The sequence below is a fragment of the Corallococcus macrosporus genome, assembly GCF_017302985.1.
GTDB lineage: Bacteria > Myxococcota > Myxococcia > Myxococcales > Myxococcaceae > Corallococcus > Corallococcus macrosporus_A.
This window is the reverse complement of record NZ_JAFIMU010000004.1, coordinates 696,842-721,654: the sequence shown is the minus strand read 5'-3', so window position 1 is coordinate 721,654 and position 24,813 is coordinate 696,842. Positions and strand designations below refer to the sequence as shown.

Below are 24,813 nucleotides of genomic sequence, written 5' to 3'. Positions count from 1 at the left end.
GCGGGGGACGGGCTGCGTTACAGCGCAGCCACCTCCATGGACAGCCCTTCCGCCCCCGCTCCATCCATCTTCCGTCACCGCGACTTCCGGCTGTATCAAATCGCCCGTCTGTGCGCGGTGCTCGCGGCGCAGATCGAGTCGGTGGCCATCGGCTGGCAGGTGTACGAACTCACCGGGAGCGCGCTCGCGCTGGGCTACACGGGCCTGGCCCAGTTCGTCCCCTTCCTCGCCTTCAGCCTGCTGGGCGGACAGGTGGCGGACCGCTACGACCGCCGCCGCATCCTGGCGCTGTGCCAGGGCGTGATGATGGTGTGCAGCCTGCTGCTGCTGTCCTTCACCCTGGGCCACTTCCAGGACGTGCGGCTCGTCTACGGCATCCTGGTGCTGTTCGGCACCGCGCGGGCCTTCTACGCGCCCGCGGGCTCCGCGCTCACGCCCTACCTGGTGCCGAAGGAGGAGCTGACGCGCGCCGTGGCGGTGAACTCCATCACGTGGCAGGTGGCCACCATCACCGGCCCCGCCCTGGGCGGCCTGCTCTATGGCTGGCTGGGCGGCAAGGGCGTCTACATCACGTCCGCGTCGCTGTGCGCGCTCACCATCGTGTGGATCCTCTCGCTCAAGGTGCGCACCGGCAGCGCGTCGCGCGAGCCCGTCTCCCTGAAGACGCTCGTCGCGGGCCTGCGCTTCGTGCGCCAGAAGCGGATGCTGCTGGGCAGCCTCACCCTGGACCTCTTCGCGGTGCTGCTGGGCGGCGCGGTGGCGCTGCTGCCCATCTACGCACGCGACGTGCTGCACACCGGCCCGTGGGGCCTGGGCCTGTTGCGCAGCGCTCCGGCGGCGGGCGCCGCGGTGGTGGCGGTGCTGCTCGCGTTCCGTCCGCTGGGCGGGCACGCCGGGTGGAAGATGTTCATCGCGGTGGCGGTGTTCGGCGCGGCCACGCTGGTGTTCGGCGTGAGCACGTCCCTGCCCCTGTCGCTCGCGGCGCTGGCCATCGGTGGGGCCGCGGACATGGTGAGCGTGGTGGTGCGCCACACGCTGGAGCTGGTCTCCACGCCGGACGACATGCGCGGCCGCGTGAGCGCGGTGAACCTCATGTGCATTGGCGCCTCCAATGAGCTGGGCGAGTTCCGCGCGGGCTCGCTCGCGGAGGCCCTGGGCGCCGTGCACGCGGTGGTGATTGGCGCCGTGGGCACGCTCGTCGTCGTGGGCCTCTGGGCCTGGCTCTTCCCGGAGCTGCGCAACGTGGACCGGCTGGAGTCCGCCGAGCACCGCCCGCCCCGCCCCGAGCAGGACGCCACCGAGTCCGCGCCCTCCGTCTGAGCCCTCCCGGGCGCGGGGTGAAAACCATCGCGCCCGAAGGGTTGAACCCCCGGTGCGGGGCCTGTTGCCTGGGCGGCCACGCGTGGCCGGGCGTTGTAGCCGGGAAGGACACAACCGGGGCGCGCCGGCCCCAGCCCTCCGAGGAGGACCGCCGCTGGTATGGTCCGTGCTTGGACCCGGGTCCCATGGCGTACTACTTCAACGTGGTGGCACTCTGCGTAGGGGCCTCTTTCTGCTTCGTGCTGGGCCGGGCCCTCTTCGAAGAGGTGGAGCCGGCGCCCGCCCCGGTCCGCGCCACCGCCCAGGCGGACTCCCGCCCGGCCCGCGTCGTCCGGGCGGATGCCGGCAACCACCCGCGCAAGTAAGTAGGGCCCCACGCGGGGGTGGCTTCCGCGCGATGATGCGCCTCCTTCCGTGGGCGCGACCGGCTCCTTCCTCCTCCTGCTGCTGCTCTGGACGGTGCTCCTCGTCGGGGTGCTGTCCATCGTCGTGTCCACGCTGCGCACGGGCGCGCCGCCCATGCCCAGCTCCCCCGGGGTGCGGCGGGCACTGCTCGACATGCTCCCGGCGGACACGCGGGGCACGGTGCTGGACCTGGGCTCGGGGTGGGGGGACGTGGCCTTCAACCTGGCGGACCACTGCCCCCAGGCGCGCATCGTCGCGTACGAGCTGTCCTGGCTGCCCTGGTGCTTCAGCCGGCTGCGCCAGCGCCTCTTCCCGCGCCCCAACCTCACCCTGGTACGCGGAGACTTCTTCGCCGCGTCCTTCCGGGACGCAAGCTGCGTCGTCTGCTACCTCTCCCCCGGCATCATGACGCGCCTGGCGCCCCGCTTCGCTGGCGAGCTTCCGGAAGGCGCTCGCATCCTGAGTCACACCTTCGGACTCCGGGGGTGGAACCCGGTGCGCTTCGTGCGGCTGAAGGACCTGTACCGCACGCCGGTCTACCTCTACGAAGTGCCGCCCCGCGCGCCGCCCGGTGAGTAGAGTCCCCTGCCGTCCACCCCTTCTCGAAGAGACCGCCCGCGATGAGTGACTTCCAGTTCCAGGACATGCTGCCGCTTGGCAAGGACGAGACGCCCTACCGCCTGCTCACGAAGGAGGGCGTCTCCACGTTCGAGGCCGGCGGCCGGTCCTTCCTGCAGGTGGAGCCGGAGGCGCTCACGCTGCTCACCCGCGAGGCCATGCGGGACATCTCGCACCTCTTGCGCCCCGGGCACCTCCAGCAGTTGGCGAACATCCTCCAGGACCCGGAGGCGTCCTCCAACGACAAGTTCGTCGCGGTGGAGCTGCTCAAGAACGCGAACATCGCCGCGGGCGGCGTGCTCCCCTCCTGCCAGGACACCGGCACCGCCATCGTGATGGGCAAGAAGGGCCAGTACGTCCTCACCCGCGGCGGCGACGAGGCGGCCATCTCCAGGGGCGTGTTCGACACGTACCTCACGTCGAACCTGCGCTACTCGCAGATGGCGCCGCTGGACATGTACAAGGAGGTCAACACGGGCAACAACCTGCCCGCGCAGATCGAGCTCTACGCGACCGACGGCGACGCCTACAAGTTCCTCTTCATGGCCAAGGGCGGCGGCTCCGCGAACAAGAGCTACCTCTTCCAGGAGACGAAGGCCGTCCTCAACCCGCAGAGCCTGCTCGCGTTCCTGGAGCAGAAGATCCGCTCGCTGGGCACCGCCGCGTGCCCGCCGTACCACCTGGCCATCGTCGTGGGCGGCACGTCCGCGGAGTTCGCGCTGAAGACGGCGAAGTACGCCTCCGCGCGCTACCTGGACACGCTTCCCACCACCGGCAACGCGCTGGGCCGGGGCTTCCGCGACGTGGAGCTGGAGCAGGAGGTGCTCAAGCTCACGCAGCGCACCGGCATTGGCGCGCAGTTCGGCGGCAAGTACTTCTGCCATGACGTGCGCGTCATCCGCCTGCCCCGCCACGGCGCGTCCTGCCCGGTGGCCATCGCGGTGTCGTGCTCCGCGGACCGGCAGGCCCTGGGCAAGATCACCCGCGACGGCGTCTTCCTGGAGGCGCTGGAGACGGACCCCGCGAAGTACCTGCCGGAGACGGCGGAGACGGACCTGTCCGGGGACGTGGTGAAGCTGGACCTCAACCGCCCCATGAGCGACCTGCGCGCGGAGCTGTCGCGCTACCCCATCAAGACGCGCCTGTCGCTGTCGGGCTCGCTGGTGGTGGCGCGCGACATCGCGCACGCGAAGATCAAGGAGCGCCTGGACCGGGGCGAGGGCATGCCCCAGTACCTCAAGGACCACATGGTCTACTACGCGGGCCCGGCGAAGACGCCGGAGGGCTATGCGTCCGGTTCGTTCGGTCCCACCACCGCGGGCCGCATGGACGCGTACGTGGATCAGTTCCAGGCAGAGGGCGGCAGCTTCGTGATGCTCGCCAAGGGCAACCGCTCGCCGGCCGTCACGGAGGCGTGCAAGAAGCACGGCGGCTTCTACCTGGGCTCCATCGGCGGCCCCGCGGCGCGGCTGGCGCAGGACTGCATCAAGAAGGTGGAGGTCCTGGAGTACGCCGAGCTGGGCATGGAGGCCGTGTGGAAGATCGACGTGGTCGACTTCCCGGCCTTCATCGTCGTGGACGACAAGGGCAACGACTTCTTCGCGAACATCAACAAGCCGTCCGCGAAGAAGTAGTCCGCCGTCCCGCCTTCCGGCGCGTGCTCAGTCGAACTCGAGCGCGCGCTGGAAGTCCGCCGGGTTGGAGGCCGCGCTCTGCGCCGTCTCCAGCGTGATGTCGCCCGCGCGGTACAGCTGCGTCAGGTGCTGGTCGAAGGACTGCATGCCGAACATGTCGCGGCCCTTCTCGATGACGTCCTTCAGCTCCGCGGCGCGGTCGTCCCGGATGTACTGCTCCACCGTCTTCGTCTGGACCATGATCTCCAGCGCCACCGTGCGGCCCTTGCCGGTGGCCCTGGGCAGCAAGCGCTGGGAGATGGTCGCCTTGAGCGAGTCCGCCAGGCGCATGCGCACCATGGTCTGCTCCTCCGCGGGGAACACCGACACCAGGCGGTTGATGGTGCGCGACGCGTCCGTGGTGTGCACCGTGGACAGCACCAGGTGGCCCGTCTCCGACGCCTTCAGCGCGATGTCGATGGTCTCCGTGTCGCGCATCTCGCCCACCAGGATGACGTCCGGGTCCTGGCGCAGCGCGGCCCTCAGCGCGATGGCGAAGTTCGCCGTGTCCGGACCAATCTCCCGCTGCGAGATGGAGGACTTCACGTTCTTGTAGATGAACTCGATGGGGTCCTCGATGGTGAGGATGTGCAGGCTCTCCGTCTGGTTGATGTGGTTGATCATCGACGCCAGCGTGGAGCTCTTGCCGGACCCCGTGGCCCCCGTCACCAGCACCAGCCCGCGCTCGTTGCCGGCGATCGTCTTCAGCACCTGCGGCAGGCCCAGCCCGTCGATGCTGGGAATCTCATCCGGGATGATGCGCAGGATGCACGCCAGCGAGCCGCGCTGCCGGTAGATGTTCACCCGGAAACGCGCCACGCCCGGAAGGCTGTAGGACGAGTCGCACTCCTGCACGCTGTCCACCTGCGCCTTCATCAGCGGATCATTCATCACGTGCATCGCCACCTGCTTCGTGTGATCCGCTTGGAGCTTTTCCATCTTCAGCGGCCGCAGCACGCCGTTCACCCGGTAGATGGGTGGATCACCCGGCCGGAAGTGGATGTCCGAAGCCCCGTTCTGGACGCCGACGGTCAGCAGCTTGTTCAAGGTGTTCAGGTCCAGGGAATCCCTCTCACGTCACGCATGGAGCGGAGGATTCTAGGAGAAGCCCACCCAATCCCTCCACGGTTGCAGTGTGGAAGGCATTTCACCGGCCTCCTGCATTAAGTTTTCCCGCAAATCAAGGAATGCGAGTACCCCCGGGGATGAAGGAACTGTCCTCGACTGCTCACCAGTGGCCGTCTTCCTGCCCAGGCGGCCCGGATGCCCTGCCCCAAATCCGTGTCGAACATCCGGGCATGAACGCACGAACCGAGCAGGCCCCCCACTACGAAGAGCTGTCTTCCGCTGACTACGCCGCCCTGGAGGTGTGGGATCCCACCCAGGTGGTGATTACCCCCCGCATGGCGGCCCGGCTGTGGTTGCAGACCAGCCTGCGGCTGACCCGGGCGCAGAAGGAGCTGCACGACGCCATCTTCGCCAACGACGCCAGTGAAGCGGCGAAGGACCGCTACGCGGAAGCCCGCGCCGAGCTGGACTCCGCGGAGGCGTGGGCCCTGCACGTGGCCCGCAACATCCCGCGTCACCGGTAGTCAGGCACCCCACTCCACCCCCCCCGGACGTGGCGCACGGGTGGCGGCGGGCGGCGGCAGGCCGGGCAGGACGTGCCCGGCTTCCCTCCTCCCGTCGTCACCCGTTGTCGTTGCGGGGCGGCGGCGTCGAGAGCTCGTTGCTCAGGAACTGGCACAGTCCCGTCTGCAGCTTGTCCAGCAGCCGCGACAGCACTTCCACTTCCGGCGGCGACAGGTATTCGCGCGCCTGGACATCCAGCCACTCCGCGGCGCGCTCCAGGGCCTGGAGCTCCTGGCGCCCGGCGTCGGTGATCTCCAGCCGCACGCAGCGGCGGTTCTCCCCCGCGCGGCGCTCCACCAGCCCATCCTCTTCCAGCCGGTCCACCAGCCGGCTCACGGCGGGCGCGTCGATGAGCAGCCGCTCCGCGATGGCGGACTGACTGTGGATGCCGTGGAGGCCGATGTTCTTCAGCACGAGCAGCTGCATCAGCGGCCGATCCGTTTGCTCTCCCACTTTCTGGGTGAGCAGCCGGACCACTGCGCGTCGCGTCGATGCCACTTGCTCAGCGAGGGTCATGGGCGTAAGAGATGATTGCATTCCACAACGGTTGTCAATTACATCTTGACCGCGTGCAGAGATCCCGGGGTGGGTACCACCACTCGCTCCTGCCGGAAAGACCTGCCGCTCCAGCGTATGGCCACCCCCAGCGCCCTCCTCGTCCTCCTCCTCGCCGCCGCGCCGCAGGCCCCGTCTCCCGCAGCCCCGGGCACCCCGGCTCCGGCCCCCCAGCAACAGCCCGCCGCGCCTGAAGCCGGCGCTGGCGCGTCCTCCGGAGCCCCCGTCCCCTTCCAGCCGAAGGTGGACGACCCGATGCTCGCGCCCGTCCCGCCCGCGCCGGAGCAGGTGAAGACGTGGGATGACGCCCTCACCCGCCTGCGCCAGCGCTCCACGGACCTGCGCAGCGCGGAGGCCGGCGTGACGCGGGCCCAGGGCCGCTGGCGCCAGTCGCTGGGCCTGCTCTTGCCCAACGCGCGGGCCACCGCGGGCGTGGGCGTGGACGTGCTCCACCCGGATGTCCCCTCCGCCGCGGGCGGCGGCTTCGTGGGCGGCTCCAACACCGGCACCGGGACCAAGGCCCCCAGCGCCCCGCTGGGCACGCTGTCCGCGACCCTCACCCAGTCCATCATCGACATCAGCGCGTGGCGGGGCCTGTCGTCCGCGAAGGCGTCCGAGGCCGCGTCGGTGGCCAACCTCCAGGACGTGCAGCGCCGCCTCACCCAGGGGCTGGCGCAGGTGCTGGTGGCCACGGTGGCCGCCGAGCGCGCCGCGGAGATCAACCGCGTGGGCCTGCGTCAGGCCCTGGAGCGTCAGGCCCTCACCCAGCGCTCCTTCGAGCTGGGCGCCGGCACGCAGCTGGACGTGGTGCGCGTGAGCCAGGACGTGGCGGTGGCCCGGCAGTCGCTGGTGGCCGGGGACGAACAGCTCCGGCAGACGCGCGAGTCGCTGGGCCTGTCCCTGGGCGAGGACCACGGCGTGGGCGTCAACCCGGACTTCAACCTCACCGGACTGGTGGACCAGACGCGCCGGGACTGCGCGCCCCTGCAGGACGTGAGCGCTCGCCCGGACCTGGTGGCCCAGCGCTCCAACGTGGACGCGGCCCGGGAGAGCCGCCGTCAGGCGTCCGCCGGATACCTGCCCACCCTGGGGCTGAGCAGCACACTCGTGGGCTTCACCACCGACCCCGGCTTTGGCCGCTTCGCCACCTGGAACGTGTCCGCGGTGCTGTCCGTCCCCCTCTGGGAGGGCGGTCAGCGCGGGGGCCTGGTGCGCGAGCGCGAGGGCATCGAGCAGCAGGCGGCCCAGTCGCTGGAGGCCACCCGCCGCAACGTGGGGGTGGAGGTTTCCCGCGCGCGGCGTGGAGTGGAAGTGGCCGAAGCCTTGTTGAAGACCGCCGCCGAGTCCCTGGAGCTGGCGGACCGGACGGACCGGCTCACGCGCCGGGCCTTCGAGGTGGGTCGAGGTAGCAGCTTGGAGCTGGTGCAGAGCGGAGCCGCCCTCCGCCAGGCCCAGCTCGCGTTGGTTTTGAGGGAATTCGAGCTCGTCCAGGCCCGCCTGGACGCGTTCCTGACGGAGGCCCGGTGCGACTGGTGACGAGGGTACGCCCCCTGAAGGCGCTGATGACGAAGACGGTGTTGGGCGCGGCGCTGGTGGCTGGCGTGGCCGGGTGCTCGGGCAAGCCGGAGGCGAAGGCGCCTCCTCCTCCGCGCGAGGTGCAGGTGGTGGCCCTGGCGCCGCACGAGGTGCGCGACACCGGGGAGTACCTGGGCTCGCTCCTGTCGCGGCAGAGCGTGACGGTGCTGCCGCAGGTGAACGGCTACGTGCGCAAGATCCTCGTGAAGCCCGGCCAGAAGGTGGAGGCCGGCGCGCCGCTGATCGAGGTGGACGCGCGCGAGGAGACCGCGGCGCTGGACAGCGCGCAGGCGCAGCAGAGCTCCACCACGGTGGAGCTGGAGCTGGCCAAGCGCACCCTGGCGCGCACCGAGTCCCTCAACCGCGAGGGCCTGGCCAGCGTGCAGGAGCTGGAGCGCGCCCAGGCGGCGGTGAAGGCGGCGGAGGCGGCGTCGCGCGCGGCCGGCGCGACGGTGGCCCAGCGCCAGGTGCAGCTGCAGTTCCACGTGGTGCGCGCGCCGTTCGCGGGCACCATGGGCGACGTGCTGGTGCGCGTGGGTGACTACGTGGGCGCCACCACGGTGCTGACGTCCGTGGCCCAGGCGGACGCGCTGGAGGTCAGCGTGTCGGTGCCGGCGTTCCGCGCGCGGTCGCTCAAGCCGGACACCCAGCTGGAGCTGTTGGATCAGCAGGGCAAGGTCATCCTCTCCAGCACCGTCTTCTACGTGGCGCCGCAGGCGGATCCGCGCACGCAGCTGGTGGAGGTGAAGGCCGCCTTCCGCAACACCGTGGGCCTGCGCCCCAGTGAGCTTCTGCGGGCACGGCTGGTGTACTCCACGCGGGACGCGCTCCAGATTCCGGCGCTCGCGGTGGTGCGCCAGAGCGGCCAGCCCTTCGCCATGGTGGTGGAGAAGAAGGACGGCAAGACGCTGGTGGAGCGCCGCCCGGTGGCCCTGGGCACGCTGGGCGACATGTCCTACGTGGTGGAGGGCGGCCTGAAGCAGGGCGACCTCGTCGCGGTGTCGTCGCTGCACATGCTCCGCGACGGCATGCCCGTCATCCCCAAGCAGGTCCCCGTGAACACCGACGAGTCCTCGCAGCCGCCCCGCACCGCGTCCGGTGGCGGCGGCACCACCGGCGGCAGCCGCTAGCGCGGGCGATTCTTAAGAGAGGCGCCACACCGTGTTCGTCGACTTCTTCATCCGCAGGCCTGTCTTCGCCATCGTCTGCTCCATCATCCTGACGCTGGTGGGCGTCATCGCCATCCCGACGCTGCCCATCGCGCAGTATCCGGACCTGGCGCCGCCGCAGGTCACCGTCACCAGCACCTACGTCGGCGCCAGCGCCGAGGTGGTGGAGTCCGCCGTCACCATCCCGTTGGAGCAGGAGCTCAACGGCGTGGAGGACATGCGCTACATCACCTCCACCAGCAGCAACGACGGCACCAGCACCATCACGGTCACCTTCGCCCCCACGCGCAACATCGAGGTGGCGGCGGTGGACGTGCAGAACCGCGTCAGCCGCGCCGCGGCCCGCCTGCCCGCGCAGGTGAACCAGACGGGCATCGTGGTGAACAAGGCCTCCAGCCAGATGCTGCTGACGGTGGGCCTGTCCTCCCCGGACAACCGCTACGACGCGAAGTTCCTCTCCAACTACGCGGACGTGAACCTCAAGGACGCCATCAAGCGCGTGCGCGGCGTGGGCGAGGTGCGCATCTTCGGTGAGCGCAAGTTCTCCATGCGCCTGTGGTTGGATCCGTCGGAGTTGGCCCGCCGCAACATGACGCCGCAGGACGTGGTGCGCGCGCTCCAGGAGCAGAACCTCCAGGTGGCCGCGGGCCAGGTGGGCCAGCCGCCCTCCAGCGACGCGCAGCCGTATCAGATCGCCGTGCGCGCGCGGGGCCGCCTGGTGGAGCCGGAGGAGTTCGGCGACATCGTCCTCATGCGCAACACCGACGGCAAGGCCGTCACGGTGAAGGACGTGGGCCGCGTGGAGCTGGGCGCGGAGAACTACGGCACGCTCTTGCGCTTCAACGGCCGCACCGGCGTGGGCCTGGCCATCTTCCAGCTGCCCACCGCCAACGCGCTGGACGTGCGCGACGGCGTCATCAAGGAACTGGACCGCCTGGCCCAGTCCTTCCCGCCGGGCCTGGAGTACCGCACCGGCACGGACACCACGCTCGCGGTGCGCGCCTCCGTCAACGAGGTCATTCACACCCTCATCGAAGCCATCGCGCTCGTCATCCTGGTCATCTTCCTGTTCCTGCACGGGTGGCGCAGCGTGCTGATCACGGCGCTCACCCTGCCGGTGTCGCTCGTCGGCACGTTCGCGTTCGTCTACCTGATGGGCTTCTCCATCAACACCCTCACCCTCTTCGGCCTCACCTTGGCCACGGGCCTCGTCGTGGACGACGCCATCGTGGTCATCGAGAACATCGAGCGCCTGATGGCGGAGCGCGGGCTTAAGCCGTTCCAGGCGGCGCGCGAGGGCATGAAGGAGGTGGCCGGCGCGGTGGTGGCCATCTCCGTGGTGCTGGTGGCGGTGTTCATCCCGGTGGCCCTCTTCCCGGGCACCACGGGCTCCATCTACCGGCAGTTCGCGCTCACCATCGCCGCGTCGGTGGCCCTGTCCACCTTCTGCGCGCTGACGCTCACGCCCGCCCTGTCCGCGCGGCTGCTCAAGCACCACCACGGCCCCAAGTGGGTGTTCTTCCGCAAGGTGGACCAGGTGCTGGACTGGACGCGCGACACCTACGGCAAGGGCCTGCGCAAGCTGCTGGCGCATCCCCTGCTCGTGCTGGTGGCGTTCCTCGTCTGCATCGGCGCCACGGTGATGCTGTTCCGCTCGGCGCCCACGGGCTTCATCCCGGATGAGGACCAGGGCTACGTCATCATCTCCGTGCAGGGGCCGGAGGGCATGTCCCTCACCCAGACGGAGAAGGTGCTCCAGGAGGTGGAGGCGGTGCTCAAGGCCCAGCCGGAGGTGGCGGTGATGTTCGCCATCGGCGGCTTCTCCCCCAGCGGCAACGGCTCCAACTACGCCACCGTCTTCACGGCCCTCAAGCCGTGGGAGGAGCGCACGGGCAAGGACCAGTCCGTGGCCGCGCTGGTGGAGCGGCTGCGCGGACCGCTGGGCAAGATTGGCAGCGCGCGCGTCATCCCCTTCCAGCCTCCGGCCATCCGAGGCGTGGGCAGCGTGGGCGGCTTCCAGTTCATCGTGGAGGACGTCGCCGGCAACCACTCGCTGGAGGACCTGGCCAACGCGACGCAGGAGATGGTGCAGAAGGGCAACGAGGAGGGCCGCCTGCGCGGCGTCTTCACCCCCTTCAACGCCAACACGCCCATCCTGGACGTGGAGGTGGACCGCCAGAAGGCCAAGGCGCTGGGCGTGCCGATTGAGCAGATCTTCGGCGTGATGCAGCTCTACATGGGCAGCCAGTACGTCAACGACTTCAACTACGCCAGCCGCACCTACCGCGTCTATGTCCAGGCCGAGCAGCAGTTCCGCGACAGTCCCCAGGACATCGGCTCGTTCTACGCGCGCACGGACACCGGGGACATGATTCCGCTGGAGTCGCTGGTAAAGGTGACGCCCATCGTCTCCGCGCAGGTCATCAAGCACTACAACCTGTTCCGCTCCGTGGAGATCAACGGCCAGGGCGCTCCCGGCGTGTCGTCCGGTCAGGCGCTGGAGGCCATGGAGCAGGTGGCCCAGGCGGCGCTGCCCCAGGGCATGTCGTCGGAGTGGACGGGCATCAGCCTGGAGCAGAAGGAGTCCGGCGGGCAGACGATGATCATCTTCGCCCTGGGCATCCTCTTCGTGTTCCTGGTGCTGGCGGCGCAGTACGAGTCCTTCAGCCTCCCGTTCGTCATCATCCTGTCGGTGCCGCTGGCCATCATGGGCGCCCTGGGGTTGCAGGTGGCGCGCGGCTACGCCAACGACGTGTTCTGCCAGGTGGGCCTGGTGATGCTGGTGGGCCTGTCCTCCAAGAACGCCATCCTCATCGTGGAGTTCGCGGAGCAGCTGCGCGAGCAGGGCAAGACCGCGCTGGAGGCGGTGGTGACGGCGGCCGAAGTCCGCTTGCGCCCCATCCTCATGACGTCCATCGCGTTCCTCCTGGGCGTCGTGCCGCTGATGACGGCGTCCGGCGCGGGCGCGGCGGCGCGCAACTCGCTGGGCACCGCGGTGTTCGGCGGCATGCTGGTGTCCACCGTCGTCAACCTCATCTTCATCCCGGGCCTCTACGTCCTCATGCAGAAGGTGCGCGGAGACGCGAAGCGGTCCAGCGGTGAGGAGGAAGCACCCCCGTCGCACGAGGTCGCCCCGGCCCACTCGCCGTGAGCTGACGTCGCGGACGCAGCGCTGAAAAAACAGACCGCCCTCCCCTTCCGGTACGCGAAGAGGAGGGCGGTGGTGTTTTCGGAGGACTGCGCGTCGCGCGTCAGATTTCGTGGGCGGTCTGCTCGTATACGAGGACGTGGCGGGAGACGGGCAGGAGGATGATGTTGAGCGTGCGCCAGTTGTCGCCGTTGGGGCCGGTGCTGAACTCGCGGAAGTACGTCCTCACCTGCGCGTTCGCGGCGCTCTCGCCGTAGGTGTCGAGGATGGCCTGGTGCAGCGGCTGGAACTGCCCGTACATCTGCGACAGGAACGCCGCGTAGGTGTACGTGTCCGGCACGTCGTTGCGGTAGCCCGAGTACTCGCTGCGCGCGAGCACCGCCGCCGCCGCCGCGTCCAGCGACGCGGACGTCGAGTACGGCCACGCGAAGTCATACCGGTCCAGGAACGAGTACATGTCCTCGCGGTACGCGTTGCCCGTGTTGACCAGGGCCTGGAGGTTCCCCTCCAGGGGGAACGCCGCCAGCTTCACCGGGGTGTTGGCCGGCGCCGGGGTGGGGTTCGCCACGCACGCGCCGCCCACGCAGGAGGCCTGGAGGCGGTACTGCTTGCCCAGGCCGTTGCTCCAGCCCACCACCACCAGGTACTCGCCCGCCGCGTCGAAGGTCGCGAGCGGAATCTTGCTCAGCTCGCCGTAGCCGGAGTCGTCGTCCTGATAGAGCGGACGGTAGCCATAGCCGTTCTGCGTCTTCGGGCCGTACACGAACAGGCCGGTGTCCACGCCCACGCCGGTGCCCAGGTGCGTCACCTCCAGCGCCACCTGCGTGTGCGCCGCGACGGTGAGCTTGAAGCCCTCATAGGCCGCGGACGTGCCCGTGTTCGACGACACCGCGCCGCCCACCGGGAGGTTGCCCGCGATGTACAGATAGCTGTCGAACGGCGTGGGAGGCGCCGGCACCAGCTGCTGCGTCGCCGTCGTCACCGTGTCGCTGCTTCCCGGGGTCTGCTCCGGCTGTCCGCCACAGGCGCCCATCAGGCCCACCGCGGACATGCACACCACCACTGCCGTTCCACGCGTCATCGCTTCCGCCTTCGTTCAAGAGGGCGGGAGGGGCCCGCCCGGGGGAGTGAGGCGGCCCCTGTGACAGCTTGAAGACGGGAACTCAAGCAACAGATGAAACACAGGCGCCCCCGGTGAGACGTGCAACAGGGGCGCCTGTCTCGGCGTCTTAGAAGCTGGCGGTGGCGGTGATGCTGCCGCCGGCGGCCGGGGTGGTGACGGTGTTGTTGCTACCGCCCTGCCACACGACGTTGCCGCTGCCGTCGCGCTTGAGGCACTTCCACTGCACGGTGGTGTTCGCGGGCAGCGCGTAGGTGCCGCGCCAGGTGGGGTACGCGGTGGGGCTGAGGATCCTGGTGGTGGTGGGGCTCCAGTTGTCGAGCGCCGCGACGCTGCCGGCCACGTAGACGTTCTGGCCCATCACGGTCGTGCCGTTGTTGCACACGAACTCCACGTTGGCGGTGGTGGGGGGCGGCGTGGTGCCGTTGGACGTCCACACCGTGTAGTCCGTGCCGGAGGCGGCCTGCGTCCAGCCGGTGCCGGGAGTCCAGGAGCCGCTGCCAATCTTCATGGCCACCTTGCCGCCGATGATGGCCGCGTACAGGCCGCTCTCCGCGCGCTGGATGCTGACGGTGGACTCGGAGGTGAGGCCCGCGTTCTTGCGGATGTCCATCAGCGTCTTGATGGAGCTGCCCAGGCCCCAGTTGAAGTAGTGCGCCCAGTAGACGGTGGGGATGCCCGGGTGGGTCAGCACGTAGGCGTAGCCCTGCATGACCTTCGCGCACGGCACCGGCCAGTGGTTCTGCCCGTTGCCGCACGTCTCGCTGGGGCCGGTGTCGTGGTTGTCCACGAAGGTGACGTGGCGGCTGGCCCACCAGCCGATGCCACCCGCGGGCTTGCCGTCGGCCGCCTTCAGGCGCGCGTAGTTGTTGTTGGTGAGCGCGTCGTTGAGCAGGCCCTTGGTGGCGAAGTCGAACGCGGCGCAGGTGCCCGTCGTCGCGTCCACCCAGTTGGTGATCTGCTGCTTCCAGTCGTTGGGGTTGTTCGCGTCGAAGTAGTTCGTGGGCCAGAACTCACCCACGCAGAACCACGGCGCGGTGTCCGTCACGTACTCCTTCACGTAGCCGCCCGCGAAGCCCTTCACGAAGTCGAACCGCCAGCCCTGGAAGCCCACGCCCTTCAGGCGCGTGTTCATCCACGTCTTCAGGTCCGCGCGCACGTTCGCCTGCGAGTGGTCCAGGTCGCGCGCCGCGGCGTAACCCTCGCCGCTGTCGTTGTTGCCGCAGGCGCTGGCCCACTCGTCGCCCTTGGCCACCGCGCTGCAGCCGCTCCAGGTGGGGTTGGTGAAGTCCGCCCAGTTGGTGGTGCCCACGCGGTGGTTCACCACGATGTCCGCGATGGGCTTCACGCCCTGCGCGTTGAGCGCGGCCAGCGCGGCGGTGAGCTCCGCCTCCGTGCCGTAGCTGGAGTTGAGCACGTTGAGCTGCCGGGGCAGGTAGCCCTGCGTGGACGCCGCGTCGGACGGCGGCGGCAGCCAGATCATCGTGAAGCCCGCGGCCTTCAGCGTGGCCGCGTTGTTCTTCACCGTGTTCCACCACCCGCCCGCGCTGGCGGAGTTCCAGTGGAAGCCCTGGATCATCACGTCGGTGCTGGCGCCATCCAGCGGCTTGGCCACGGCGGGCGCGGCGGCGAACAGGCCGGCCGTGGAGACGACCAGGAGTCGGGTCTTCAACGTCATCGGGGACCTCGGGGTTGGGGGAGGAAGCGCGGGCAAGCTAGTCCTGCCTTCCGACACGAACCAGGACTCCCCGTTGAAGGGGACCCTCCCACCCCGTGCTTCCAAGGTGACAGCGCAGTGCGTCGCGCTGTGCAGGACGCGGGAGCTGTCTAGAATCCCACCCTTCCCTGTCCTGCCCTGTAGGTGTCGCCCTTGATTGAACAAGAGACAGCCCTTCCCGCCACGGCGCCCGCCGAGGAAGCGCGTTGGTCCTGGCCCCCGCTGTTCGGCTTGCTGGAGGTGCAGTTCGGCGCCGCGGTGGGCTACCTGCAGACGGCGGTGCCGTACTGGCTGGCGAAGGACGGGATGCCGCTGGCGGAGATTGGCGTGCTGTCGGGCACGGCGTTCTCTCCGCACGCGTGGAAGCTCTTGTGGGTGCCGCTCATCGACCTGGGGCCGTGGCGCCGCGTCTGGTACGGCGTGAGCACGCTGCTCACCGCGCTGCTCATCCTGGCGTGCGCGATGTTCCCGGAGCCGGGCCAGCACCTGGGCCTCTTCACGCTGCTACTCACCGCGCTGCAGGCGGCGGCGACGACGGCGCACGCGGCGCTCAACGGGCTGATGGCGACGACGTCCAAGCCGTCCGACAAGGGGCGCACGGGCGGCTGGCAGATGGCGGGCAACGTGGGCTCCACCGCGCTCATGGGCGCGCTGGCCATCTTCCTCGCGAGCCGGTTCTCCCGGCAGGTGGCGGGCATCGTGCTGTCCACGCTGGTGCTGGCGAGCGGCGCGGGCATCTTCTGGATCACCGAGCGGCACGACCCGGCGACAGCGCCCACGGGGCCGCTGTTCCGCGCGGCGGTGGACCGGGTGAAGAGCATCGTGGTGGACCTGGCGAAGACGGCGTTCAGCCGCGACGGGCTCATCATGCTGATTCTCTGCCTGGCGCCGGTGAGCTGCGGCGCGCTCACCAACCTCTTCAGCGCGATGGCGGGTGCGTACCAGGTGCCGGAGCACACGGTGGAGCTGGTGAGCGGCCTGGGCATGGGCGTGACGGGCGCGGTGGGCTCGCTGGTGGGCGGCTGGCTGTCGGACCGGATGAACCGCAAGCTCGCGTACGCGCTGATGGGCGGCGCCACGGCGCTGTGCGCGTTCGCCATGGCGGCGGGGCCCATGACGACGAGCACGTACATCTGGGGTTCGCTCGCGTACAGCCTGGCGAACGGCGCGGGCTTCGCGGCCTTCGCGGGCATGGTGCTGGAGATGGTGAGCGAGGGCGCGGCGGTGACGACGAAGTACTCGCTCTTCGTCGCGGCCTCCAACTTCGCCATCAGCTACACGACGGCGCTGGACGGGCACGCGTCGGAGTTCCGGAACATCGGCACGCGAGCCACCATCGCGGCGGACGGCCTCATCACGCTGGTGGGCATCAGCATCGTGGCGCTCATCTTCGTGATGTTCCTGCGCAAGAAGCCCGCCGCGGCCACCGCCACCGCGTGAGCCCCATGGCCTCCGTCCCCGTCGAGGTCGTCCCCTACCGGCCGGAGCTGCGCGAGCACTTCCAGCGGCTCAACCGGCAGTGGATCGAAAAGGACTTCCGCATCGAGGGCTCGGACGAGGCCTCGTTCGCGGATCCCCACGGCATGTTCGTGGCAACAGGGGGCGAGGTGTTCTTCGCGCTCGTGGAAGGGCAGGTGCTGGGTACCTGCGCGCTGAGGCGCGAGGACGCGGAGACGTTCGAGCTGTGCAAGATGGCCGTGGCCCCGGAGGCAAGGGGCCGCGACCTGGGCGACGCGCTGATGAAGGCCGCACTGGCCAGGGCGAGGCAGTGCGGAGCGAAGCGGATGTACCTGGTGACGAACAGCGCTTTGGGGCCCGCGCTGGGGCTGTACCGCAAGCACGGCTTCGTCACGACGCGCAGCGGCCCGGAGATCGCCCGGGAAACAGGCTATTCGCGAGCCGACGTGGAAATGTCCGTCACGCTCTGACGGCAATCCCCAAGCTAAACGACCGCGCATGAATCCCGATCGGCTCGGAGGGTAGGCAGGCGCTGGGAGCTGAAGGAAAGGGGCAGGAGCTCGCGCCGTTCGGCCTTGTGTGCGCAAGAACCGGATGAAGAAGCGAGCCCTGCCTCAGGGAAGGCAACAGCTGCGCCTGCGATGTCCTGACCGCAGGCGGCTGATTCGCTGGGGAGAGAGGACTGGCTGCCCGCTCACCCTGCGGCGGTGCCTGGCGGTAGCGAAGGTGGCCAGTGGTCAGTCACGGGCGCAAGCAGCGCGGCAGTTGCTGTGCGCCACGTCCACGGTGGTGTCCGCGGTTCAGCGCTTCCAGAAGTCAGGCCGAGAAGGCCTCTCGGACAGGCGCGCTCAGAATGGGCCACGCAAAGTGGACGAGCGATTTCGGCAGACGCTGCGCCGGGTGCTGGAAGGCACGCCGCAGCAGTCCGGTTGGCGGCGCACGACGTGGACGCGCGAGTTGCTGGTGCGTGAGGTGCAGAGGCGAGGCCGGGTACGCGTCTCGCCCGCGACGATGGGACGCGCCTTGGCCTCGGTGGGAGCCCACAGAAGGCGTCCGCGTCCCGTGGTGCGCTGCCCTTGGCCGGAGCGCCGACGTCGACGGCGCCTCTGGCAGCTGAAATGCCGTGCGGCCTTCGCCCGGCCCGACGAGCCCGTGCTTTTCGAGGATGAAATGGACGTGCACCTCAACCCGAAAATCGGCCCCGACTGGACGTTGCCCGGACAGCGCAGAGAGGTCGTCACTCCCGGCAACAACCAGAAGCGTTTCGTGGCAGGGGCGCTGGATGCGAGCACGGCCCGGATGACTTGGGTGCAGGGGGAGAAGAAGACGAGTGCGCTCTTCATCGACCTGGTGCGCGCCGTGGACGCCGCCTATCCCAGAGCGAAGCGCCTACATTTCATCCTCGACAATGCCGCCACCCACTCCAGCAAAAAGACGCAGAAGGCGCTGGAGGCTCTGGGTGAGCGGCTGGTGCTGCACTTCCTGCCGCCGTACTGCCCGGAGGGCAACCGCATCGAGCGCGTGTGGTGGGACGTGCACGCCAACGTCACCCGCAACCATCGCTGCAAGAAGATGGAGGCGCTCATGACCGAGGTGGACGCCTACCTCGACGCACGGAACACCCAGAAGTCCGCCAGCCCCTTGCTGCGCGTCGCCTCCGCTCGACGCGCAGCTTGAGACCGTTCGAGAATCACGATCGGTCGTTTAGGCACCGCCCCACGAGCCCCAACCGGTCCGACCAGACTCCATGGCCCGGCTGGAGCAGGCGCCCCCTCGGCACGAGCGATGCGCCCAACCGGTCCAACTGTCGGACCCGTTGCCGCGGCACAGCTGGAGCGGACGCCGTAAGCCCCCCAGCTGGTCCGACTGTCAAACCAGTTTCGGAGGGATGGTTGGAGCGGCCCCTGCCTCGGGCGGTGATTCCAACGGGTCCGACTGTCGGACCAGTTCATGAGGCTCGCCTGGAGGGCTGCCCCTTGCCTCGGTGATGAGCCCAGTGGGTCCGACTGTCGGACCAGTTCGTGTAGCTCGGATGGAGCGAAGGCTCCTGCCTCAAGCGGTTGCCCAACTGGTCCGATTGTCGGACCAGTCGCCATCGCTCGGGAGAAAAGATGTCCCCCTTGCCGTAGTCAGTAGGCCCAACGGGTCCAACAGTCGAACCAGTCTCCATGGCTCGGATGGAGTGGTCCCCCCTTCCCGCGGGCGTTGGGCTCAACTGGTCCGACTGTCGGACCAGTTCATGTGGCTCGGCTGAAGCGGTCCCCCTTCCCGCGGGCGTTGGGCTCAACTGGTCCGACTGTCGGACCAGTTCATGTGGCTCGGCTGAAGCGGGCGCCCTGCCTTGCGCAGTGCCTCCAACTGGTCCGACTGTTGGACCGGTTCACGAGGCACGGTCGGAGCGGACGCCCTGCCTTGGGCAGTGCCTCCAACTGGTCCGACTGTCGGACCAGTTGCTCCGGCACGGCTGGAGCGGAGGCCCCTCCTGCCTCGGGCGTTGGTCCCAACGGATCCGACTGTTGGACCAGTCCGTGTGGCTTGGCTGAGGCGGGCGCCCCGGCCTTGGTCGGTTGGCGTAACGGGTCCAATTATCGGACCGGTTTCGGCGGCACGCATGAGGGGTCCGCTGGCCATTGGTGTTGGGCCCAACTGGTCCGACTGTCGGACCAGTCCGTGTGGCTTGGCTGCGGCGGGCGCCCCTTACCTCGGGCGTGAGGACCAATTGGTCCGACTGTCGGACCAGTTCGCTTGGGGCGCGCCTGACGGGGAGGCTCGTTCGGCTCTCAGCTTCTCAGTAGCGGAGATTGAAATTGGCGCCGAGGACCTGGCCGCTGCGCCAGGCAGGGGCTCTTGGCCCGCCGCCATCAGGGCATGAAAAAGCGCCGCGTCCCTGCTGGGGCGCGGCGCTGGGGGGACGGGGCTTCTGGCTACTTCGTGTGCACCGTCACGTCGGCGGAGAGGCCGGCTCTCAGGGCCAGGCCTTCCGGCGGGTGCACCCAGGTGATGCGCACGGGCACTCGCTGCACCACCTTCACGAAGTTGCCGGACGCGTTGTCGGGCGGCAGCAGCGAGAAGCGGGCTCCGGTGCCACCAGACAGGCTCTCCACCTTGCCCTCCAGCTTCTCACCGGAGAAGGCGTCCAGCTCCACCTCCACGCGCTGGCCGGGCTGCATGTGGCCCACCTGCGTCTCCTTGAAGTTCGCCACCACGTAGGTCGTGTTCGGCACCAGCTCCGCCACGGCCTGGCCAGGGGTGAGCAACTGGCCCGCGTGCACGGACAGCTTGGACACCTGGCCGTCCGCCGGAGCGATGATCCGCGTGTCCTCCAGTTGCAGCTTCGCCTGCTCCAGCGCGGCCTCCGCTCCCTTCACCCGGGCGTGCGCCAGCGACGCGCTGGCCTGGGCGGCGGCGATCTTCTCGTCGATGGGCGCGCTCACGTCGAGCTGCCCCTTCGCCTCCGCGACCTTGCTCTCCGCCGTCCGCCGGCCCTCTTCCGCCAGCGCGAGCTGCGCGCGGGCACCCTCGAGCGCGGCCTGCGCCGTCTCGTTGGCCGTCTGCGCGTCGTCCAGCGCGCTCTGCGCCACCACGTTCTGCTTGCGCAGGCTCTGCGCCCGCTCCAGGTCCAGCGTGGCCTTGCGAGCCTGGGCCTCCGCGCGAGTCACCGCCGCGCGGGCCGCCGCCACCTGCGCCTGGGCGCTGCTCACCGCGGACGTGCTCGTGGACACGAGCGCCTTCGCGCTGGACAGGCCGCCCTTCGCACCGGCCTCCGCCACCGTGGCCTGCGCGTCCGCCGCGACCGCCTGGGCGCGCGCGGACTCCAGCTCGGCCTCCGCCTGCTTCACGCGCGCCTCGTACGGACGCGGGTCGATCTGAAGGAGCACGTCGCCCTGGTGCACCGTGGCGTTGTCCTTCACCACCACCTTCACCACGGGGCCGGACACGCGCGCGGCCAGGGGCACCACGTCCGCCTCCACCTGCGCGTCGTCGGTGGACTCCTGCCCGGCCGTGACGACCTTGAAGCCGCCGATGGCCAGCAGGATGGCGGCCACAACGATGCCGAGGATGAGGAAGCCCCGCTTGCCGCGCTTCGCCTGTGCCGCGGCGGCGGGCGCGGGCGCCCCTTCGGGGACGAGTTGGGGAGCTGTCGTTGTCGTTGCCATGTCTCAAATCTCCACGTCGATGTGCGGTTTCTCGTGGGAGCCCCCGACGCTCGGGGGATCCTTGAGGAAATAGATGAGCGGCAGCACCACCACGAACATCAGCGCCGCCAACACGAAGAGCTTGTCGAACGCGAGCACCATGGCCTGCCGGGACACGTTGCCCACCATCATCTGGAGGCTGGCCATGCTGGCGCTCGCGGCGTCCAGGCCGTGCTGCATGAGCCCCTTCTGCGTGGCGGCCATGCGGCTGGCCACCTCCCACCGCTCCGGGTTCAGGTGCGACGCGATGGAGGCCTTGGACAGCACGGTGTAGCGAGACAGGAGCGTGGTGAAGATGGCCAGACCCACGGACCCGCCAATCTGACGCAGGAGCGAGTTGAGGCCCGTCGCATCCGCCATCCGCTCGCGCGGGATGCTGCCCAATGCCGTGGCGCTGAGCGGCACGAACATCATGCTGAAGCCCACGCCCTGCAGCGCGATGGCCGCGATGATGTTGCTGGAGCCGGTGGCGAGCGAGAAGTGGCTCATCTCGTACGCGCCGAAGCCCGCGAACACGATGCCAATCCCCACCAGCACCCGCGCCGGCACCTTGCCGTACAGCCGCCCGACGATGGGCATCATCAACATCATCACCAGCGTGCGAGGCATCAGCGAGAAGCCGGACTGTGTCGCGGTGAAGCCCAGCAGCTCCTGCATGAACACCGGCAGGAGGAACATGCTCGCCATGAGCACCGCGAACACCAGCGCGCCCAGGAGCGTGCCGGACGCGAACACCGGGTCCTTGAACAGCCGCAGGTTCACCGCGGGCGCCACCGCCGTGAGTTCGCGGATGACGAAGGCGATGAGGCACGTGGCGGAGAGGAGCGCGCAGATGACGATGACGGGAGACTCGAACCAGTCATCCGCCTGTCCCTCCTCCAGGAAGTACTGGAGCGTGGCCAGGCCCATGCAGAGCAGCGTGATGCCGGACCAGTCCATGTGCTTGCGCTGCTGCTCGGCTTCCCGGCGCGCGGTGGCGCGCAGCTGTTCGTCCTCCTGGACGAAGCGGGCCACCATGAAGAAGCCCAGGATGCCCACCGGCACGTTGATGAAGAAGATCCAGGACCAGTGCCAGTTGTCCACGATGTAGCCGCCCAGCGTGGGGCCAATGGCCGGGCCCACCATCACGGCCATGCCGAAGATGGCCATCGCCGTGCCCTGCTCCTTGGGCGGGAACGTCTGCCGGAGGATGGCCTGCTCGGTGGGTTGCAGCGCGCCCGCGCCCAGCCCCTGCAGGAAGCGGAAGAGCACCAGCGTGGGCAGGTTCCACGCGAGGCCGCACAGGAACGAGCCCGCCACGAAGAGCACCAGGCACGACAGGTACACGCGCTTCTGGCCGAACATGCGGCCCAGGAAGCCCGTGAGCGGCATCACCATCACCGTGGCGATGACGAAGCCGGTGGTGGCCCAGGTGATCTCCTGCACCGTGGCGCCCACGGCGCCGCGGATCTGCGGCAGCGCCACGTTCACGATGGACGAGTCGATGGCGCCCATCAGCGTGCCGAACGTCACCGACAGCGTGACGAGCCATTTGTTGACGGGGGCCTTGGGCGCCGCTTGCGCCAGAACCTCCGGTGTCGCGACGGATGTCGCCATGTCAGTCGACCTCGATGCCCTTCAAGAAGACGCGGAGGATCTCCTCCGCCCAGGCGGCTGCCGGAAGGCTCGCGGCGTCGTCCTCGCGCAGGCGGTCCAGCGCGCCGCGCACCATTCCCATCAACAGGGCCGGGTAGAACGCGCGGCCCTCCGCGCGGATGTCACCGGCCTGGATGCCCCGGTCGATGATGGCGTTCAGCCGCCGCTGGAGTTCCGCCATCATGCGGCTCTTGCGCGCGGGGTCCTCCGGCAGCTGCACCAGCGCCCGCACGAACGCGTCCTGCTCGGCCGCGTGGGCGAACACCGCGGTCACGAAGGCGCGCAGCTGCTCGCGCGCGGGCCGCGCCGCCACGGGGGCCTGGGCCGCGTCCAGCCGCTCCAGCATCACCTGCCGGCGCTTCGCACGCAGCGCGTCCAGCAGGGCCGCGCGGTCGGTGAAGTGGTTGTAGAGCGTCCCCACCGACACGCCTGCCTGCTCGGCGATGGACTCCATCTTCGCCGCGTGCAGGCCGTCACGGGCGAACACCCCCGCGGCCGCCGACAGGATGGCGTCGGCGGTGGCTTCCTTCATGCGCGAGCGCAGCCGTTTGACGGGCGCCTCAGATTTTGAATCTCGATTCATTTCCTGAAGGGAGATTTAACCCTCTCCGTCCCGGAGTCAAATCAGCCGGGGCTTTCAGGGTGTGGGCAGGCAGACAGGAGGTGGCCTGACCGCAATGACAGGTCCACGCAGACCCGCGACCGCGGTGCGAGTCATTTCAATCCCTGTCTTCATTGACAGACGCGCCATCCAAGATGGGAGTATTTTGTCTGACAATCCCGACCCCACGGGAGTGTCCACAAGGAGCGCTCATGTCCGCTGCTTCGTCGACGCCCAATTTCCAGCATGGCTTTCCAACCCCCGGTCCCCAGTCCCCCACGGGGCAGCGGGTGATGGACCACGTCTTCTTCCTGTCCAACGAAGGCTGGAAGGAGGCCCGGGAGGAAAAGAAGTACGACCTGGTGATTGTCGGAACGGGCTTCTGCGGGCTCGCCGTGGCGCACCGCGCGCTGGAGCAGAACCCGCACTGCCGCATCCTGATGCTGGAGCGAGGCCCCTTCTTCCTGCCGGAGCACTTCCAGAACCTGCCCCTGCCCTTCGTGGGAACGCTGGGCGGCATGTCGGAGACGTTCCCGTGGACGCTGGCTGCGTCCACCGCGAGCGGCGCGGATGGCACCGTCACCTGGCAGCACGGCATGGTGCCCTTCTTCGGAGGCCGCTCCACGCTGTGGAGCGCGTGGTGCCCCCGCCCCAAGGGCCAGGAGCTGCAGGGGTGGCCGGGGCGCACCATCGCGGCGGCCGAGGAGAACTTCGCCCGCGCGGAGGCGCTGCTCCAGGTGCACCCCGCGGACAAGGTGGATGCCCACCGGAGCCCTGAGGAGTTGCGCATCATCCAGCAGCAGCGGCCCGTGTACGGCGCGCTGCAGCTCACCGTCCAGAACCTGCTGGCGCAGGGGTACGGACAGGTGCCCACCATCTACCGGACCGAACCGGCGCCGCTCGCCTCCGGGGACCCAGACACCAACGGCATCGACTTCCAGAAGTACTCGACGCCCGGCGCGCTCCTCGAGCTGGTGATGAACCAGCGGCAGCTGGCGCTGGAGAACAAGGGCGCGCCGCTGGACGTCGCCACGGAGTGCATCGTCGAGAGCATCGTGCAACAGGAGGGCACGGCCACCGCGCTGATGACCTCGCGGGGAGTGCTGCCGCTCAATGACGCGAAGCTCATCCTGGCCATGGGCACGCTTCCTCCGACGACGCTCGTGCGCAATTCCTTTCCCCAGCTCAGGAGGGTGGGGGAACGCTTCTCCGCCCACTTCATCACCTCCCTGGTCGCGCGAGTGCCCCGCGCGGACCTGGACCCCAAGGGCGAGTTCGGGAGCCTGGAGCTGGGGGCGTGCTACGTCGCCGGCAAGGCGCAGGACTGGTCGCAGCAGTTCCACATCCAGCTGTCCGCGCTGTCGGACCGCGCCCCCGAGCACAACGCAGGCACCGCGCTGAGGTACATGCCGGACGTGGTGGCCACCGCCTCCATGGCCCAGCTCCAGTCCTCCAACGAGTACGTGGTCTTCGTCTGCGCGGTGCTCGGCGAGCTGGACTACCGCAACCCGAACACGTGGTTCCGGGCGAACGGCGCGGACGCGAACCCCACGACGAACTCACTGCTCCGGGTGACGGTGAACGAGTCCGACCAGCACACCTGGAACGCCATGGACCAGAGCACCTTCGAGGTCCTGGAGAGGGTGCTCAGCCCGAAGGGACCGGACCGGGTGCAGTACTGGCACGGTTCTCCCGACGTGGGGACCTGGACCTCCCAGCGCCCGGACGTGAAGGAGCGGCGGGTGGACGCCCTCGTGCACGAGAGCTCCACGCTCCACATCGGCGAGGACGACAGCGCGCCGGTCAACCTGGACTACCTGCTGCGGGGCACGAAGAACGTCTACGTCACGGGAGGCGCCCTCTGGCCCCAGGGCGGCTCGTGGAACCCGACCATGACCATGGTGGCCCTGGCCATGGACCTCGCGGCCCGGCTGGTCCCGAAGCACCACGGCCCCGCACAAATGCCCTGACGCCGCGGCCACCTCCACCGC

General features: G+C 69.3%; 19 protein-coding genes. 12 read left to right on the top strand and 7 right to left on the bottom strand.

What is annotated here, in order from left to right; genetic code table 11:
- Nucleotides 1-36 precede the first annotated feature (36 nt).
- The 4 genes from JYK02_RS08125 to JYK02_RS08110 all read left to right on the top strand — a co-directional run bounded on the left by JYK02_RS08125 (nucleotide 37) and on the right by JYK02_RS08110 (nucleotide 3,977).
- Nucleotides 37-1,320, top strand: a complete 1,284-nt coding sequence (locus JYK02_RS08125) for an MFS transporter (RefSeq protein ID WP_207050319.1) — start codon at nucleotides 37-39, stop codon at nucleotides 1,318-1,320.
- 185 nt (nucleotides 1,321-1,505) lie between these two features.
- The gene (locus JYK02_RS08120) at nucleotides 1,506-1,685 is read left to right on the top strand and encodes a hypothetical protein (protein WP_207050318.1); all 180 of its coding nucleotides are present in this window, start codon (nucleotides 1,506-1,508) and stop codon (nucleotides 1,683-1,685) included.
- A gap of 49 nt (nucleotides 1,686-1,734) precedes the next feature.
- Nucleotides 1,735-2,304, top strand: coding sequence for a methyltransferase (locus tag JYK02_RS08115; RefSeq protein WP_207050317.1), 570 nt, complete (start codon nucleotides 1,735-1,737; stop codon nucleotides 2,302-2,304).
- 41 nt (nucleotides 2,305-2,345) lie between these two features.
- Complete coding sequence (locus JYK02_RS08110) at nucleotides 2,346-3,977, top strand: fumarate hydratase (RefSeq protein ID WP_207050316.1); 1,632 nt, start codon at nucleotides 2,346-2,348, stop codon at nucleotides 3,975-3,977.
- A 27-nt stretch (nucleotides 3,978-4,004) separates the two neighbouring features.
- Here JYK02_RS08110 and JYK02_RS08105 read toward each other — a convergent pair whose 3' ends face one another.
- Nucleotides 4,005-5,063 carry a type IV pilus twitching motility protein PilT gene (locus JYK02_RS08105; RefSeq protein ID WP_242588496.1) on the bottom strand — a complete coding sequence of 353 codons (1,059 nt, stop codon included), beginning with the start codon at nucleotides 5,061-5,063 and terminating at the stop codon, nucleotides 4,005-4,007.
- Between the two features lie 251 nt (nucleotides 5,064-5,314).
- Between JYK02_RS08105 and JYK02_RS08100 the strand changes: the two genes are divergently transcribed.
- On the top strand, nucleotides 5,315-5,608 hold the full coding sequence (locus JYK02_RS08100; protein ID WP_207050315.1) for a FruA-associating protein, FapA: 294 nt from the start codon (nucleotides 5,315-5,317) through the stop codon (nucleotides 5,606-5,608).
- Nucleotides 5,609-5,705: 97 nt separating this feature from the next.
- Here the strand turns inward: JYK02_RS08100 and JYK02_RS08095 are convergent, their stop codons facing one another.
- Nucleotides 5,706-6,074 (bottom strand): MarR family winged helix-turn-helix transcriptional regulator, encoded by a 369-nt coding sequence (locus JYK02_RS08095; RefSeq protein WP_242588495.1) that lies wholly within the window; start codon nucleotides 6,072-6,074, stop codon nucleotides 5,706-5,708.
- A gap of 207 nt (nucleotides 6,075-6,281) precedes the next feature.
- Between JYK02_RS08095 and JYK02_RS08090 the strand changes: the two genes are divergently transcribed.
- The 3 genes from JYK02_RS08090 to JYK02_RS08080 are packed head-to-tail and all read left to right on the top strand — an operon-like array spanning nucleotide 6,282 to nucleotide 12,098.
- Nucleotides 6,282-7,739 (top strand): TolC family protein, encoded by a 1,458-nt coding sequence (locus JYK02_RS08090; RefSeq protein ID WP_242588494.1) that lies wholly within the window; start codon nucleotides 6,282-6,284, stop codon nucleotides 7,737-7,739.
- A 26-nt stretch (nucleotides 7,740-7,765) separates the two neighbouring features.
- Nucleotides 7,766-8,908, top strand: coding sequence for an efflux RND transporter periplasmic adaptor subunit (locus JYK02_RS08085; RefSeq protein WP_207050313.1), 1,143 nt, complete (start codon nucleotides 7,766-7,768; stop codon nucleotides 8,906-8,908).
- Nucleotides 8,909-8,939: 31 nt separating this feature from the next.
- Nucleotides 8,940-12,098 carry a multidrug efflux RND transporter permease subunit gene (locus JYK02_RS08080; protein WP_207050312.1) on the top strand — a complete coding sequence of 1,053 codons (3,159 nt, stop codon included), beginning with the start codon at nucleotides 8,940-8,942 and terminating at the stop codon, nucleotides 12,096-12,098.
- Between the two features lie 100 nt (nucleotides 12,099-12,198).
- Here JYK02_RS08080 and JYK02_RS08075 read toward each other — a convergent pair whose 3' ends face one another.
- Both JYK02_RS08075 and JYK02_RS08070 read right to left on the bottom strand, forming a co-directional pair.
- A complete protein-coding gene (locus JYK02_RS08075) occupies nucleotides 12,199-13,176 on the bottom strand; it encodes a hypothetical protein (RefSeq protein ID WP_207050311.1) in 978 nt (325 codons plus the stop codon).
- 148 nt (nucleotides 13,177-13,324) lie between these two features.
- Nucleotides 13,325-14,893 carry a glucan 1,4-alpha-maltotetraohydrolase domain-containing protein gene (locus JYK02_RS08070; RefSeq protein WP_207050310.1) on the bottom strand — a complete coding sequence of 523 codons (1,569 nt, stop codon included), beginning with the start codon at nucleotides 14,891-14,893 and terminating at the stop codon, nucleotides 13,325-13,327.
- A gap of 192 nt (nucleotides 14,894-15,085) precedes the next feature.
- On the opposite strand from JYK02_RS08070, the gene JYK02_RS08065 reads away from it, so the two are divergent.
- The 3 genes from JYK02_RS08065 to JYK02_RS08055 all read left to right on the top strand — a co-directional run bounded on the left by JYK02_RS08065 (nucleotide 15,086) and on the right by JYK02_RS08055 (nucleotide 18,067).
- On the top strand, nucleotides 15,086-16,372 hold the full coding sequence (locus JYK02_RS08065; RefSeq protein ID WP_207050309.1) for an MFS transporter: 1,287 nt from the start codon (nucleotides 15,086-15,088) through the stop codon (nucleotides 16,370-16,372).
- A gap of 5 nt (nucleotides 16,373-16,377) precedes the next feature.
- Nucleotides 16,378-16,860, top strand: a complete 483-nt coding sequence (locus JYK02_RS08060; protein ID WP_207050308.1) for a GNAT family N-acetyltransferase — start codon at nucleotides 16,378-16,380, stop codon at nucleotides 16,858-16,860.
- Between the two features lie 124 nt (nucleotides 16,861-16,984).
- Nucleotides 16,985-18,067 carry an IS630 family transposase gene (locus tag JYK02_RS08055; RefSeq protein ID WP_431603473.1) on the top strand — a complete coding sequence of 361 codons (1,083 nt, stop codon included), beginning with the start codon at nucleotides 16,985-16,987 and terminating at the stop codon, nucleotides 18,065-18,067.
- A gap of 1,247 nt (nucleotides 18,068-19,314) precedes the next feature.
- Here the strand turns inward: JYK02_RS08055 and JYK02_RS08050 are convergent.
- The 3 genes from JYK02_RS08050 to JYK02_RS08040 are packed head-to-tail and all read right to left on the bottom strand — an operon-like array spanning nucleotide 19,315 to nucleotide 22,753.
- Nucleotides 19,315-20,547 (bottom strand): HlyD family secretion protein, encoded by a 1,233-nt coding sequence (locus tag JYK02_RS08050; protein ID WP_207050307.1) that lies wholly within the window; start codon nucleotides 20,545-20,547, stop codon nucleotides 19,315-19,317.
- Between the two features lie 3 nt (nucleotides 20,548-20,550).
- Nucleotides 20,551-22,182 (bottom strand): DHA2 family efflux MFS transporter permease subunit, encoded by a 1,632-nt coding sequence (locus tag JYK02_RS08045; RefSeq protein WP_207050306.1) that lies wholly within the window; start codon nucleotides 22,180-22,182, stop codon nucleotides 20,551-20,553.
- Nucleotide 22,183: 1 nt separating this feature from the next.
- Nucleotides 22,184-22,753: a TetR/AcrR family transcriptional regulator gene (locus JYK02_RS08040; RefSeq protein WP_207050305.1), complete on the bottom strand. Its 570-nt coding sequence runs from the start codon at nucleotides 22,751-22,753 to the stop codon at nucleotides 22,184-22,186.
- Nucleotides 22,754-23,034: 281 nt separating this feature from the next.
- On the opposite strand from JYK02_RS08040, the gene JYK02_RS08035 reads away from it, so the two are divergent.
- Nucleotides 23,035-24,792: a GMC oxidoreductase gene (locus JYK02_RS08035; RefSeq protein WP_207050304.1), complete on the top strand. Its 1,758-nt coding sequence runs from the start codon at nucleotides 23,035-23,037 to the stop codon at nucleotides 24,790-24,792.
- Nucleotides 24,793-24,813 lie beyond the last annotated feature (21 nt).